10 protein-coding genes are annotated in these 13,551 nt (G+C 40.1%); 5 read left to right on the top strand and 5 right to left on the bottom strand.

From position 1 onward, the window contains the following. Positions 1 to 3,027: 3,027 nt before the first annotated feature. Entirely contained in the window at positions 3,028 to 3,483 is a 456-nt protein-coding gene (locus HWQ36_RS23645; protein WP_292707045.1) for a response regulator, read from the top strand. A gap of 32 nt (positions 3,484 to 3,515) precedes the next feature. On the opposite strand, the gene HWQ36_RS23640 is transcribed toward HWQ36_RS23645, so the two are convergent. From HWQ36_RS23640 to HWQ36_RS23630, 3 genes are all read right to left on the bottom strand, one after another. Next, positions 3,516 to 4,640 carry a hybrid sensor histidine kinase/response regulator gene (locus HWQ36_RS23640; protein WP_292707044.1) on the bottom strand — a complete coding sequence of 375 codons (1,125 nt, stop codon included), beginning with the start codon at positions 4,638 to 4,640 and terminating at the stop codon, positions 3,516 to 3,518. Positions 4,641 to 4,677: 37 nt separating this feature from the next. Continuing rightward, positions 4,678 to 6,012 (bottom strand): hybrid sensor histidine kinase/response regulator, encoded by a 1,335-nt coding sequence (locus HWQ36_RS23635; RefSeq protein ID WP_292707042.1) that lies wholly within the window; start codon positions 6,010 to 6,012, stop codon positions 4,678 to 4,680. 666 nt (positions 6,013 to 6,678) lie between these two features. Next, positions 6,679 to 7,062, bottom strand: coding sequence for a hypothetical protein (locus HWQ36_RS23630; protein WP_292707040.1), 384 nt, complete (start codon positions 7,060 to 7,062; stop codon positions 6,679 to 6,681). Positions 7,063 to 7,370: 308 nt separating this feature from the next. On the opposite strand from HWQ36_RS23630, the gene HWQ36_RS23625 reads away from it, so the two are divergent. Both HWQ36_RS23625 and HWQ36_RS23620 read left to right on the top strand, forming a co-directional pair. After that, a complete protein-coding gene (locus tag HWQ36_RS23625; protein ID WP_174710515.1) occupies positions 7,371 to 8,093 on the top strand; it encodes a response regulator transcription factor in 723 nt (240 codons plus the stop codon). A 12-nt stretch (positions 8,094 to 8,105) separates the two neighbouring features. Continuing rightward, positions 8,106 to 8,279, top strand: coding sequence for a hypothetical protein (locus HWQ36_RS23620; RefSeq protein ID WP_292707037.1), 174 nt, complete (start codon positions 8,106 to 8,108; stop codon positions 8,277 to 8,279). Here HWQ36_RS23620 and HWQ36_RS23615 read toward each other — a convergent pair. After that, positions 8,262 to 9,623, bottom strand: a complete 1,362-nt coding sequence (locus HWQ36_RS23615; protein WP_292707035.1) for a lipid-A-disaccharide synthase-related protein — start codon at positions 9,621 to 9,623, stop codon at positions 8,262 to 8,264. The genes HWQ36_RS23620 and HWQ36_RS23615 overlap by 18 nt on opposite strands. Before the next feature lie 393 nt (positions 9,624 to 10,016). Here HWQ36_RS23615 and HWQ36_RS23610 point away from each other — a divergent pair, with 393 nt between their 5' ends. Next, positions 10,017 to 10,544 carry a hypothetical protein gene (locus HWQ36_RS23610; RefSeq protein WP_292707033.1) on the top strand — a complete coding sequence of 176 codons (528 nt, stop codon included), beginning with the start codon at positions 10,017 to 10,019 and terminating at the stop codon, positions 10,542 to 10,544. 240 nt (positions 10,545 to 10,784) lie between these two features. On the opposite strand, the gene chlP is transcribed toward HWQ36_RS23610, so the two are convergent. Then, on the bottom strand, positions 10,785 to 12,005 hold the full coding sequence (gene chlP, locus HWQ36_RS23605; protein WP_292707031.1) for a geranylgeranyl reductase: 1,221 nt from the start codon (positions 12,003 to 12,005) through the stop codon (positions 10,785 to 10,787). Positions 12,006 to 12,361: 356 nt separating this feature from the next. On the opposite strand from chlP, the gene HWQ36_RS23600 reads away from it, so the two are divergent. Then, positions 12,362 to 13,378, top strand: a complete 1,017-nt coding sequence (locus tag HWQ36_RS23600) for a sulfate/molybdate ABC transporter ATP-binding protein (protein WP_292707029.1) — start codon at positions 12,362 to 12,364, stop codon at positions 13,376 to 13,378. Positions 13,379 to 13,551 lie beyond the last annotated feature (173 nt).

Genomic DNA, 13,551 nt, shown 5'->3' with positions numbered 1-13,551 from the left:
TAATAAAGAAATTTGGTATCCAAAAACATGGAGTTCCATCTTATTCAACTATCCGGCGTGTAGTGATGGGAGTAGAGTTTGATAAGCTGGCAAAAAAATTCAATGATTGGGCAATTGCTCACAGATTTCTATCTCATGATATTGACAAACTTATTGCCCTTGTGGAATGAATCAGCCCTGCTTTTTAAGGGGGGTTGGGGGGATCAAAAGCTTGTGGGGCAATGTTAGAAGATTTGTGTGTACACCATAGCTCCCAAAGGGAGAAGCTACCGCCAAGGGAGAAGATTCGCTAAAGCTTCGCTTCTTTCCCTTCACTCAATCAGAAAAGAGGTTTAGCTCAGTGCTAAACCTATATATTTAGTGCTTAAGCAGACATCTCAAATTAATTTAGACTGATTTTTCTAGCAGTTCATCTTCCTATAGACTGTATCCAAATTTCCTGAAGACTGATACACAATTACCCGATCACTCATAATAAAAGGCTTGGTTAAACCAAGCCTCTATATATACCAAGCATTTACTACACCAAGATTAATTTAGACTGACTATTACTTTAGTTCATCTTCCTATAGGCTGTATTCAAATATTCTGAAATCTGATAACACATTTCCTGGTTACTCGTTTAAAAAAAAGGTTTGGCTGTGAACCAAACCTCAATAATTGCTGTGCTTAACAACGTACTAAATTAATTTAGTTCTACTCTGTATTACAGTTCATCATCCTAGAGGATGTGTATAAATATTCAGAAATTTAGTACTTCATAACTTGGTAAAAATATTAACTATTTTTTTAAAAAATACACAAAAAATCTACCTAAAGTTAATCCTGTTGAAAGATTTCTGGATTAGCCCAAAAATTCCAATCACCAAGGTAGATTCTGATAGATCACGTCTTTATTTTTTCTAATAAATCCAGTGGATAAAAATATCGCCCATCAAGTTACTTCTACTCTAACGAAAGTCTATCTTTTACTTATCTGAGTTTTTCTAAAAAAAGACCCTGGATATTATTCCAGGGTACATACACGTTTTTCAGGCATTAACAGGCTGAATAATAACTTTGTAAAATAGTTATTTCTACTATCCATAGAATGATACGAATATTGCTCCATATATGGTACTGATAGTTTTTTGTTGCTTGTTCTATTGATAGATAGTATTTAATAACACTAACCAAATATGTTTTAATGACATTTTCTATTCCTTTAGATAGTGTTAAACATAGTTTAATATGATATCTATGTCTTATTAATAGGAAGTTAGAGGATATTTTGAAAGTTATTCTTGATTAGTACTTATACATCAAATACAAAATCTAGGGTCAATATCCTGCAAGTACTCCGTTGAAGAACTCGTACAGTAGCCGCAACTCTTGGAGACGCTCTGCGTAGCTTGCCTCGACCTAGTAGTACGCTTCTACATGAATTGCCCCTACGGTAAATAAAAGCTTTCATTGCCTTTTTGCGTAATTTCTATTGATTTATCAAATATTTTTAGATCCTCCCCGATGCCTTGGAGAGGGTGCGCAATAGCGCATGTGGGCTATTTTGTACCTCACTAACTTGAAATATGTTCTATGTTTCAGTTGGTTAGTGTCACTCACAAAAAAGGCATGGCTAAAAGCCACGCCCTATATATACCAAGTGTTTACCATACCTTGCTAATTTATAATTACTTTGATTTCAGTTCATCTGTCTAAAGTGTGTTGACATACCATAACAGTAGGCATGAAAAAAGGTTTAGCTGAGTGCTAAACCTTAATTGAAAGCAGTTATTCGACACACCAGAATTAATTTAGAGCTACTCTAAATTCTGGTCATCTTCCTCTAGGATGTATACAATAATTATAAAATCTGATAGCAAGCTATAATGATAATATGGCAAGTAGTTCAACCTCCTTTAGATAGATAAATATTTCAATTGATGGGATTAAAAATAAAATTTATCACAGATAAAATTAATATGTATTAATGGTCTAATTTAACAAAGCTTAAACAGAGTTAGTCTCAAGTTTTTGGTTGCATTAAACTTCAAAAATGGCTAGTAATAAATTATATGCATTTATAGGAATCGTATTTGATTTTTGTTCGCGCAGCGTGGCGTAGCCATAATTATCTACGTAGGCTGGGAGTGGGGAGTAGGGAATTAGGCTTTTCGAGTTGTACCGAGCTTTTTCAGAAATCAAATATTAGTTCTATATTAATTAGGTAAATAACTTTCATTTAGGGTATAAAAACAGAGCTAAGATTGAATGAATGTAACTCATAAGACAATACACTTGGGTTGTAGCAAGATCCCCGCAGGGGTACGAAGTGAAACCCAACAAACCAGAGAAGTTGCTGAATTCAGGTATGAAAATGATTTTGCGTGATTTCAAAACCCTTGTAGAGACGTTGCATTGCAACGTCTCTACACCAAGATTTATATATCTAATCAGCAACGCCGAAAATCTCAATAATCTAGAAACAAATTTATGCAGATGTGTAGCCCGTCGTAGACATCGCGCTATAGTAAAGTAGTAGATAGCCTTAGACAAAAGATGAGAAGCTGCTTCTTTTCAGGAACATATCAAAAATAATCTCTTGGTTTGGTTACTTGTAAAAACCTATTCAATCGCATCTGTACAACCAATCAAGAGTTTGTCTAAATTATATTAAGTACGCAAACTACAGTACAGAATTTAACAGTTAATAGCTTGAATTACTTGTTTATTTAGTATCTTTAAAATCTCAAAACATACATAGTTCAAGCCGATACTGTTATAAATAATCATCTGATCTTTTTATATAAAGTTATGGTGAACTTATTAAGAAAATATTCTGTAATTTTGCGTATAATCGAAAAGTATCTGTTAAGCCTCTCAGCTTGAGGTTTTCTTACCTCAGCAATTTTTGTGTGGGTAAGAATTGTCAAATAGGCGAAAGTAAAACACATTAGCTAATTCTGACCGAGTACTCGCGCGAAGCCTGGTCTGTATCTACCTAATAGAGACAGGCGATGAATTCTAATAAAATCTTCTGGAGAAGAGATGTATTTGGCACATTCATTCATGAGTGATGAAAAGCAGCAAAACTCTCACCAGCCTTTGATTTTGGTAGTAGAAGACCATGATGATAGTCTTTTACTGATTAGTTATGCTCTTGAGTCAATGGGTTGTAGATTTATTTGTCAAACTGATTGTTCTGCAACAGTGCTGGTGGCTAAAGAATATCAACCTGATTTAATTTTGTTGGATATTTTGTTACCAGGTCTTAGCGGTATTGATGTTGTGCGTCATCTAAAGCAAGAACCCTTAACTTGCACAATTCCAGCGATCGCAGTTACAGCTTTAGCTACCAGGGAGGATCGAGAGCGGATCTTCAAGGCGGGATTTGATGATTATATCAGCAAACCCTATATGATTGAAGACTTAGAGGCTATAATTCGCCGTGTATTGGGGGGAAAATTCTCCCCTTACTCAGCTTTTGAACTTTGTCAGGATTAGGAATTCAGCAGAAAAATATCCCCGTGAAGAACTTAAATGTTCTTAGGCAGTTGCACGGTGAACAAAGTACCTTTACCTAGTTCAGAGGCAACTTGGATACTTCCTGCGTGCCCTTCTACAATCCTGTGGGATAGATGTAGCCCTAAGCCACTACCTGAACGTTTATTTTTGCCTTGGCGAAATCGCTCGAAAATTGTTGCCCGATCTTCGGGCGCAATTCCATATCCTGTATCTTGTACTTCAATTGTTACCGAATCTTGATTTCCTGAAGGAGGTGATATTTCAAAAATGCGAATTGCGATTCCTCCTGTATCTGTAAATTTGATCGCATTGGCAATCAAATTGTTTAGCACCCGGCGTAGTTCTAAGCGATCGCCCATGAGAATCCCGGCATTTTTACTCAGTGGAGCTAATTTACTGGTGTCTACTGTCAGAGTCAAACCTTTTTCATTCGTTAGAGGACTGAGTTCGCTCACTACTTCTTGAGATATCTCACGTAAATCGCATATTTCCCAATTCAACGTTTTTTTACCTGCCTCGAAGCGATAGACTTCTAGGAGAGTGTTTACCATTTCCATCAAATTTTGGTTACTGCGAACCATAACTGCGATCGCCTGTTTCATTTCCGGCGATATTTTGCAGAATGTTTCCATCTCAAACAAATTCAACATCCGATCGGCGGCTACTAGCGGAGTTCGCAAATCATGAGTCAGACGGGAAACAAAATCTTCCCGTTGGCGGGTCATTTTTTGTTGTTCATCCAGACTGTGCTTGAGACGTAATAGCGATCGCACTCTTGCCAGTAGTTCATCAGTATCAAATGGTTTACGAATAAAATCGTCAGCACCAGCATCTAAACCTTCGACAACGCTAGATTCATGAAAGGCAGTAATTAGCAGAATTGGAATATAACTAATTGCTGGGTTATTGCGAATCCGACGTGTGACTTCATAACCATCTATCCCCGGCATCATTACATCTAACAGAATCAGATCGGGTGGAGATTGTTCTACTTGCCGCAAAGCCTTGATTCCATCTGAAACCAAATCAATTTCATATCCCTCACTTTCTAAAATTGCTTGAACCAAAATTAGATTATCTGGAGTATCATCAACTGCGAGAATCCGATAAATTTTATTATTTTCAATTACAGACATAATTTATAAATTTTTATCAGTTTCTTGTGGAAGTAATTTATAGTTTAAATTTAGGATATCCTATTGGTGCTTGCCTAGCTTGAGAAGATGACTGATGGGGATTTTTTGTTCTGCCAAAAAATCCGTCGCTATCTAATTGTAAAGTGGGAGGATCATCTGCCACATTTGGTAATGTGATTTGACGCGGCAATTCAATTTTAAACATTGAACCAATGCCCAATTTGCTCTCTAGAAAAATTTTGCCACCCATCATTCGCACCAATGAATCTACAATTGCCAAACCTAGACCAGTCCCGGAATATTTGCGAGTGATAGTTTGATCGACTTGGCGAAATGCTTCAAAAATACGTTTAAAATCTCTGGATGCTATACCAATACCTGTATCCCGAACAATAATTAACACTTGATTTGTAGGTAGTTCCTTAACCTCAACCCAAATCTCACCAGACTCTGTGAACTTAATCGCATTGGAGAGGAGGTTAGTTAAAATTTGTTTGATCCGAACAGGATCATTAAATACCAGAGGATTTTGCAAATCGGTTTGCACTAACAATGACAGCTTTTTAGCATCAGCTAAAGAACGTATTTCACCTACAGCGAGATTTATGACCTTTGATACATCAAATTTTTCCGCCTTTAAGTCTAATCGTCCTACCTCCAGCTTAGAAAAGTCCAGAACTTCATTAAGTAACATCAGTAAATGCTTCCCATTATTCAAGATGCGCTCAATCATATCTGATTGCTGGGGAGTTAGTTGACCAAACTTAGGACGCAACAGTATTTGCGAAAAACCAATAATCGCATTCATCGGCGTTCTGAGTTCGTGAGACATAGTGGCCAAAAAATGTGATTTTAACCGTGATGCCTCCAATAACTTAAAGTTTTGCATTTGAATCTGTTCTTGTTGTCTCTCGAATTCTTGGTTCTTACGAATGAGTTTTTCATGACTTTCTCTAAGCTGCTCATTTGCCAAAACTGCCTGCATTTCAGCCCGATAAATCCGAATCGCACTCCGCAAGACCTGTGCCAAGTTTTCTGGGGATATCCTAGACTTAGAGAGATAGTCTGTAGCACCAGCTTCAATTAATTGAACAGACATTTCTTCATTTCCTTGACCAGTCAAGACGACTAAAGGAACTTTAATTTCCGAAGAACGTAGCCGTTGAATCAAGCTTAGTCCATCCTGGTTTGGTAAATCATAGTCGAGGAAAACACAATCATAAGCAGTACTGCTTAAGGCATAAAATGCATCATTGCCATCGCTCACTTCAGACAGTTCCATCTGAATACCTGCTATCGTCAGTGCTTGACAAACTACCATCCTGTCTAGTTCGTCATCGTCTACAATCAAAATTTTCAGCGTCTCTTCCATCGTTTTTTATTTTTGCCGCCAAACAGATGTTGATGTATAACATTTCTCTTTTGAGATTATCCAATTAAAAAAAATATAATATTTTCGGACATTTAAAATCTGTAACTTGATTGACTAAGAATTTGAGATTTTAGATTATTTCGGTTTATGCCCCACCCGAAGTTAAGTGAAACAAATCCAAAATCGCAAACTTGTACTGAGCGCAGTCGAAGTATCTAAAATCCAAAATTGTTTGACAAAGTTAGCCCTGACTTGATTGCTTGAGGTATGCTGATTCCTTGATTCTGACTCCTTTTCATTTGCGTTAAATTTAGTCTGTTGTACCCTTAATCTGGTTAATGTGCCAAACTATTGAAATTAAACTCCTAGCAAACTATCAATGGCTTTCAAAAACTAGCAATTAATAAACCGAAAAATATTGCTCTGGAGAAACAGACAAACTGATATAAAGTAAAATAAAATACTTTACTAAGCTTAAATCAATTGTAAATGAGTGAGCAAGCGGCCGTCGTCAGCCATTGGTGAGAGTTGCATACGATGATCGTGTACCATAAGCTTGAGCAGTTTTAACCATTAGATTGGTTAGAACGGGTAAATAAGAAAGTGCTTCTCATACCTATTTGTGAGTCAAAAGTAATCCTACCTCCTGGAATTTCAACAATTTTCTTAACGATCGCAAACTTTCACAGTTTGTAAAATTTCCAACACCTCCTCAGAAACTTTAGGAAGTATACCAAGCTTTTCTAAGCCTTTTGGCATTAAAAATATTACTCGCCCATTTTGACTGCTGAAGGATTTAACTTTTGAGCCGTAAGTCTCACACCATCTGGATGCACGAGTAATTACCCTGTGCAGGTGTGGTTTAATTCCTTTTGAGATTGTCCACCATCGAGCCAGACTTTTCACGTTATGAGCAAAAGAAGAGGCGAAACCTAAGCTTCTAGCCCCCAAACCTTGTAGGGTTGGGGGAGAATTTACCTTTTTACTTGTAGGAGAGAGGAATGCAAGTGAGGTTTTCCAGATTCCTTTAAAAGTCAGAACTTCGTCCATTTTTGTAAGCTTTGTACAAGATAATAAAAAATAACTAATGGAAGATGGTAACTAAAAGCTGAATTCTGAGCAAGGGAGAACAATTTGGCATTCGTCTCAATATTTCATACTTTTTGTACAAGTATCTATATATCTACAGCTAGATATGTTATCTATCTAAATATCAAAAAATAGGAAATTTATTATTTCCAGGGATGGATGCAAACTGGTTAAAATATCATCTATCTTTGGTTTGGAGAACTAACAGAAAGACGCTAACGAAAGGTAATACTTTGAAAGATGTAAACAGCGTAAGAGCGAATATAGCAATGAATGAAATTAGCATTATTTTAATTGAAGATCATGACTTAACACGAATGGGGCTAAGAGCGGCATTACAGTCTCACAGCGCCTTGAAAGTAATAGGCGAAGCAGCAAATGCGACTCAGGGACTAAAACTTTTGGAAACGGCAAAGCCAGATGTAGCTGTTGTAGACATCGGTTTACCTGACATGGACGGCATTGAACTCACCCGTAAATTCAAACGCCATCAAGCTGAGACTGGGCAAACGACAACGAAGATTTTGATCCTAACAATGGATCATACTGAAGATGCTGTACTTGCGGCTTTTGCGGCGGGTGCTGATTCTTATTACATGAAAGAAACAAGTATCAGTAAATTAACTGAGGCTATTCAAGCAACTCACGGCGGTAACTCTTGGATCGATCCGGCAATTGCCAATGTGGTATTGCGGAAAATGCGCCAAGGTATTCCTGGAGAAAGCCAAAGTTCTGATAAGCCGAAGACTGTAAAAATTGAGGCATTAGCGTCAGAATATGAGCAAGTTTTAGAAACATACCCTTTGACTCAACGGGAATTAGAAATTTTAGAATTGATTGTAGCTGGGTGTAGCAATGGGCAAATTGCCGAAAAACTCTATATTACAGTTGGTACCGTAAAGACTCATGTTCGTAATATTCTAAATAAATTATGTGCTGATGACCGTACCCAAGCTGCCGTTAGGGCCTTACGTTCTGGGTTGGTGGCCTAAGGGATAAGGGAGATGTGGTTCGACTTCGCTCACCAACCGGGAGATGAGGGAGAAGAATTAATAACCAATGCCCAATTCCCAATACTTCGACTTACCTCGGCTTCGCCCTTCGGCTACGCTCAGGACAGGCTCGGCACAAGTCGCTCAGTACAAGTGCCCAATGCCCATTCAAAACCGTTCCTGTAAACATTCTGCAATACGTAGTGCGGCTCCTGGTTTACCCATGCGTCGCAGGCCATTTTCGGCAATAATTTGCAAAATATCAGGATCTTTAAATAGAGACTGGACAATCTCGGCAACTTCTGCTGGCTGCTCGACTAAAATTAAAGATGAGCCTAAATGACGACTTTGAGCTTCAGCAAAGATAGGGTTGTATTGGGGACCATTGCCGGGAATAGCGATCGCAGGTTTCCCTAAACCGATAAACTGTTCTGTGGCTGTACCTGCCATTGCGATCGCAAAATCTCCCAAATGCAAGCAGTCATTATAGGCTTTTTGAGTTAGCAGTAGATATGCATTTCTTTGTTTAAATGTCAAGATATTTGGATCGGGAAGTTTGATAGGACATACTGATTCTGTGCGCCAGCCTTGAGATTGCACACTTTGGGATAAAATATTAGAGTCTAAACCTGGTGCGATCGCACCTAAAAACATTACTGTGCCAGAAGTGTAAAACACCGAATCTCGCTCCTGGAAACTTGTCATCAGCGCAGATACAGCAATCATAATTTTTTCCCAGTTGGTGTATGCCTCTGGCGGATGGGAACCAGGAAGAAGAGTCACCATTAAAGGTCTAACTATTTCTTGTTGGTGACTATCCCGACTATAAAATTGTTGGCGTGAAAAGGTTGGTTGTAGACCATCCATCATGGGATTACCCAAATTAAAAGCGGGAATTGGCCATTGTTTTAATGTTTCCGTCGTCAGTGCATCTCTGGGGAACACCGCCTTACAACGGCGACGACTCATCAACCAACGTTCCCAAGGATGGTAAACTGAACCAGAAAAGTTTTCCCAACGCGCATCTTTGGATTTGCGTGGTAATAATCCAGCTTCATCCCGCACATAATATTCAGATTTCGCCGTACCTACAAAAGCATAATTAGCGCCACTAAAAGTTGCAAACAACAGAGGGACAATATCTCCCACAGCTAAAATCGCTCTTTTATTACCTAATTTTTTTTGGGAACTCACCCATCGGCGGACAGCTTTAATCTGGCTGAGAGTAAGTTGCAATAAACCACCCCGTACATCCCGCGCCAACTGGCGGTTATCCATATAAATAAAACCGCCAGAAGGCATAGTGCGGACTGAACCAATGAGAGGGATATCCAACTGTTGGTAAGCACGTCCTTCACCCACCAGAGGTAAAGCAAATATCTCTGGTGGGTTTGATTGTTGTTGGAGTTCTTGCAAAATCCGAACTGCAATGACATCTTCCCCATGACCATTACTTAATACAAGTAACCGTAAACGAGAAGTTGCAGCTTGGGAGTTAGAAGCTAGAGATGACCGAGATACATTACTCATAGAAACAAAATATCAAAATTACCTGTCGTTTGGGTAAGAGGTATAAATAGGGAAATCGGCGAAGAAGCTGGAAGTTAGTATTATCGCTATTTCTTTGCTTTCCTACAACTAAACCACGTCTATCTTGAAACCTGTAGTTCAACTCTAATGAATAAGGATTTGCCCTCATCCCCCAACCTATCCCCCATATCTGGGATTCGGGGAGCTAAAATTTCAAAGTCCCTCTCCCATATCTGGGAGAGGGATTTAGGGTGAGAGCAAAAACTATGGTTCTCAACTTAGATGAGGTTTAACATCAAATTCTCAAAGGATGTATTGTTTAAAATTCTTAGAACAGCTTTTTAATCAAGTCTTTTAATCTAAAATCTAAAATCCAAAATCCAAAATCGAATTATGCGAGTTTCTGCTACTGCAATTTTTACTTTAGCTACTTTAGTTGCTGCCAATGTCACTCAGCAAGCAACGGCTGCACCAGCTAAAACCGTTACTCCAACTGCAAAAGCTGGTAACTTAGTAGTGCCAATAATTGAAGACACTTTTACACGGATAGAGACAATTGCTTCCCCAGAAACTATAGTTGCACAACAATTTTCTCAAAATCCCGTCGCCGCACAAACAGGTGCAAGCAAAAATTCCCCAGTAATCTTAAACTCGGCAGACAAGGGTAATTCTCCCGTAACATTCCCCTTCATCTCCCCCTCATCTCCTACTAGCGATTTAGTAGTCACAGCTACACACATACAGATAGTGGGAGCCAATCAAGAATTGCAGGAGATTATTCGTAAAGTCATTAAAACCCAGGTGGGTGGAGAAACCAGTCAAAGCCAGCTACAAAAAGATGTAGTTGCAATTTTGGATACAGGTTTATTTAGGCATAGGTCAGCGATTTTAAACATTAATCAAAGCCTTGATTTCCCGTAGTGGTCTGTGAAAAACTATGTCTTAGGAGTAATACCCTGCGGGTAGCCGCTTCTCTACGAGACGCTCCCTGAATGCGTCTACATGAATCGCCCCTACAACATGGGTCTATTTACTATCGAATGATAAAAATATACATTGTGGGGTGGGCATCTTGCCCGCCCTGATTAATAAGCATACAAGATATCCACCCCACAAAATTGAGTAATTTATTTGTTGTAATTCCCAGTCCTTTGCCCTCAGTTAAGGTGCAAGGGCATTACCGCGAATTAGACTACCAATAGTTTTGGCAGTAATCTTCAATTGGGTGATAGGATTAGCTGGGACAACCGTTTTGTACAGATAGCTATCGAATGTTAGCCGTTGTACATCGAGGTCATCACACATTTCCACAAACGCCTCGCGGGTAGCGTCGGAACGATAGAACACACTTTGCAGAATGTCCAGCACCTTGTAAGTGAGTCCGTATCTTTTATCCCAACGCTTCAGGTAAATTTTGAGGTCGCCTTCTGTAGGAATACGGCTACCACTATTAGATGCTTCTACAATGGTTTCCGCACACATCCGCCCAGATTTGGCGGCAAAATAAATCCCTTCACCAGAAGACTTGGTAACGTAACCAGCAGCATCTCCCACCAACGCGATGCGACCGACAACACGACGGGGACGGGGATGTTCAGGAATGGGGTGGGCTTCTACTTTGATAATTTTACCGCCTGCCAGTTTCTCGGAAGCACGGGCACGGATACCAGCTTGTAACTGTTTGATGCTGGCTTTATTGACGTGCATTGTGCCAGTACCGACAGCTACGTGGTCATATTTGGGGAAAACCCAAGCGTAGAAGTCAGTAGAAACGTCATCACCGACATACATTTCGGCAAGGTCGTTGTAGTAGGCCATTTTGTCTTCGGGTAAGCGAATCCGCTCTTGGAAAGCGATCGCATAATTGTAATCCCCAGCGTCCATTTCTTTAGCAACGCGAGAGTTAGCCCCATCCGCCCCAATGATTAAATCCACCTTCAGGGTTTTAGCAATCCCCTGTGATATACCTTCCGTATGGTCAACATAATGGATGGTATAGGGATCGGTATTGTTTCCTGGTATATCAAGTTTATGAACAGTGGCATTAATTAAATTTGCGCCTACTTTTGCCGCGCGATCGCGCAAAAAGCCATCTAGCACTTCCCGGCGGCACATTCCTATATATTCATCTTCATTTACCAAATTGATATCAACCTCACGATTGGAAGGCGAAATCATTTTCATCTTCCTGACGCGGCGATCAATAATCTCTGGTGGTAAGTCAAATTCACTCACCATACAGAGGGGAATTGCACCCCCACAAGGCTTTGCATTGTCTAGCTTCCGCTCAAACAGGTAGGTTTCAATCCCAGAGGCTGCCAGTGTTTCTGCGGCAGATGAACCAGCAGGGCCTGACCCAATAACAGCAACCCGTAGTGTCAAAGGTCTTTCTCCCAATCTTCACATTTACCGAGAGCATACTACCACGGTCTTTCTAGTGATTTGGCGCTTTTCCTCTAGGTTTCTCGTGAAATGCAATATTCCTTAATGTTTCGATACGAATTGGGCATTGGGAATTGGGCATTGGGAATTGGGCATTGGGAATTGGGCATTGCTCAATAACCAATAGTTATTCTTCCCCTGCTCCCATTCCCCATTCCCCATTCCCCATTCCCCTGCTCCCATTCCCCATTCCCCATTCCCCATTCCCCATTCCCCTAGATAATTATGTATGGTATATGTAAGACACAGTAATCCTACCAAGGATCTGTAGATTTAGTTGCAGAGGTATAGCAGCAGTGGGCATAGTAGTTGAGAATGTCTCCAAACAATTCGGGAGTTTCAAGGCAGTTGATGAGGTTAGCCTGGAAATTAAGAGTGGTTCGCTAGTTGCGTTGCTTGGGCCATCAGGATCGGGTAAATCGACGCTACTACGGTTAATTTCAGGTTTAGAAATGCCAGATAGCGGCAAAATCCTGCTTACCGGGAAGGATGCTACATACCAAAGCGTGCAGCAGCGCAATATTGGCTTTGTATTTCAGCACTATGCTCTATTCAAGCATTTAACCGTCAGACAGAATATTGCTTTTGGCTTAGAAATTCGCAAGGCACAGCCAAAAAAGATTAAGGGAAAGGTAGAACAATTACTAGAGTTGGTGCAATTGAGTGGATTAGGCGATCGCTATCCATCACAACTTTCTGGTGGTCAAAGACAACGGGTAGCATTAGCAAGGGCACTGGCAGTAGAACCTGAAGTGTTACTCCTAGATGAACCCTTTGGCGCACTTGATGCAAAAGTCCGCAAAGATTTACGGGCATGGTTACGCCGCCTCCATGATGAGGTTCATGTTACCACAGTTTTTGTCACCCACGACCAAGAGGAAGCTATGGAAGTTTCCGATGAAGTTGTGGTTATGAATAAAGGGCGCGTGGAACAAGTGGGGACACCATCGGAAATTTACGATCATCCTGCCACCGCATTTGTAATGAGCTTCATCGGCCCGGTAAATGTATTACCCAGCACCTCAAAGATTTTTCAAAGTAGCGGGTTTGATGCGCCACACCCGCAAGTATTTTTGCGCCCGCAAGATGTGATTTTAGAAAAGGTTGCTAACGGTACTACCACGGCTGCGACAGTGAGCCGATTGATCCATTTGGGTTGGGAAATTCAGGTGGAATTAACTTTCGACGACGGGCAAGTGGTGATGGCCCATTTAACACGCGATCGCTTTAATGACTTAGAGTTAGAACCGAAACAGCGTGTATATGTCAAGCCAAAGGATGCGAAATCCTTCCCAGTGTCTTATTCAATTTAGACTTTTGCTAGTTTCCTAATGGTCAAAACCCCTAGTTAATCGCTGTGTAATTCAGCTATTGGCTAGGGGTTTTAACTATTACACCGTAAGTCCCCCACTGAATTTTGTACTCAAAATTAGTGGCGGGATATAAGGTGGCGATTGACGAATTGACTGACGACCGAGATTGAACT

The organism is Nostoc sp. NMS2 (assembly GCF_017115105.1).
Taxonomy (GTDB): domain Bacteria; phylum Cyanobacteriota; class Cyanobacteriia; order Cyanobacteriales; family Nostocaceae; genus Nostoc.
The sequence above is the reverse complement of the archived record's forward strand: the minus strand, read 5'-3'. Positions and strand labels throughout refer to the sequence as shown.

Bases quoted from the DNA above. Each gene is read 5' to 3' on its own strand.
- HWQ36_RS23645 (WP_292707045.1), top strand. From the start codon at position 3,028: ATGTATTTGGCACATTCATTCATGAGTGATGAAAAGCAGCAAAACTCT.
- HWQ36_RS23640 (WP_292707044.1), bottom strand. From the start codon at position 4,640: ATGTCTGTAATTGAAAATAATAAAATTTATCGGATTCTCGCAGTTGAT.
- HWQ36_RS23635 (WP_292707042.1), bottom strand. From the start codon at position 6,012: ATGGAAGAGACGCTGAAAATTTTGATTGTAGACGATGACGAACTAGAC.
- HWQ36_RS23630 (WP_292707040.1), bottom strand. From the start codon at position 7,062: ATGGACGAAGTTCTGACTTTTAAAGGAATCTGGAAAACCTCACTTGCA.
- HWQ36_RS23625 (WP_174710515.1), top strand. From the start codon at position 7,371: ATGAATGAAATTAGCATTATTTTAATTGAAGATCATGACTTAACACGA.
- HWQ36_RS23620 (WP_292707037.1), top strand. From the start codon at position 8,106: ATGTGGTTCGACTTCGCTCACCAACCGGGAGATGAGGGAGAAGAATTA.
- HWQ36_RS23615 (WP_292707035.1), bottom strand. From the start codon at position 9,623: ATGAGTAATGTATCTCGGTCATCTCTAGCTTCTAACTCCCAAGCTGCA.
- HWQ36_RS23610 (WP_292707033.1), top strand. From the start codon at position 10,017: ATGCGAGTTTCTGCTACTGCAATTTTTACTTTAGCTACTTTAGTTGCT.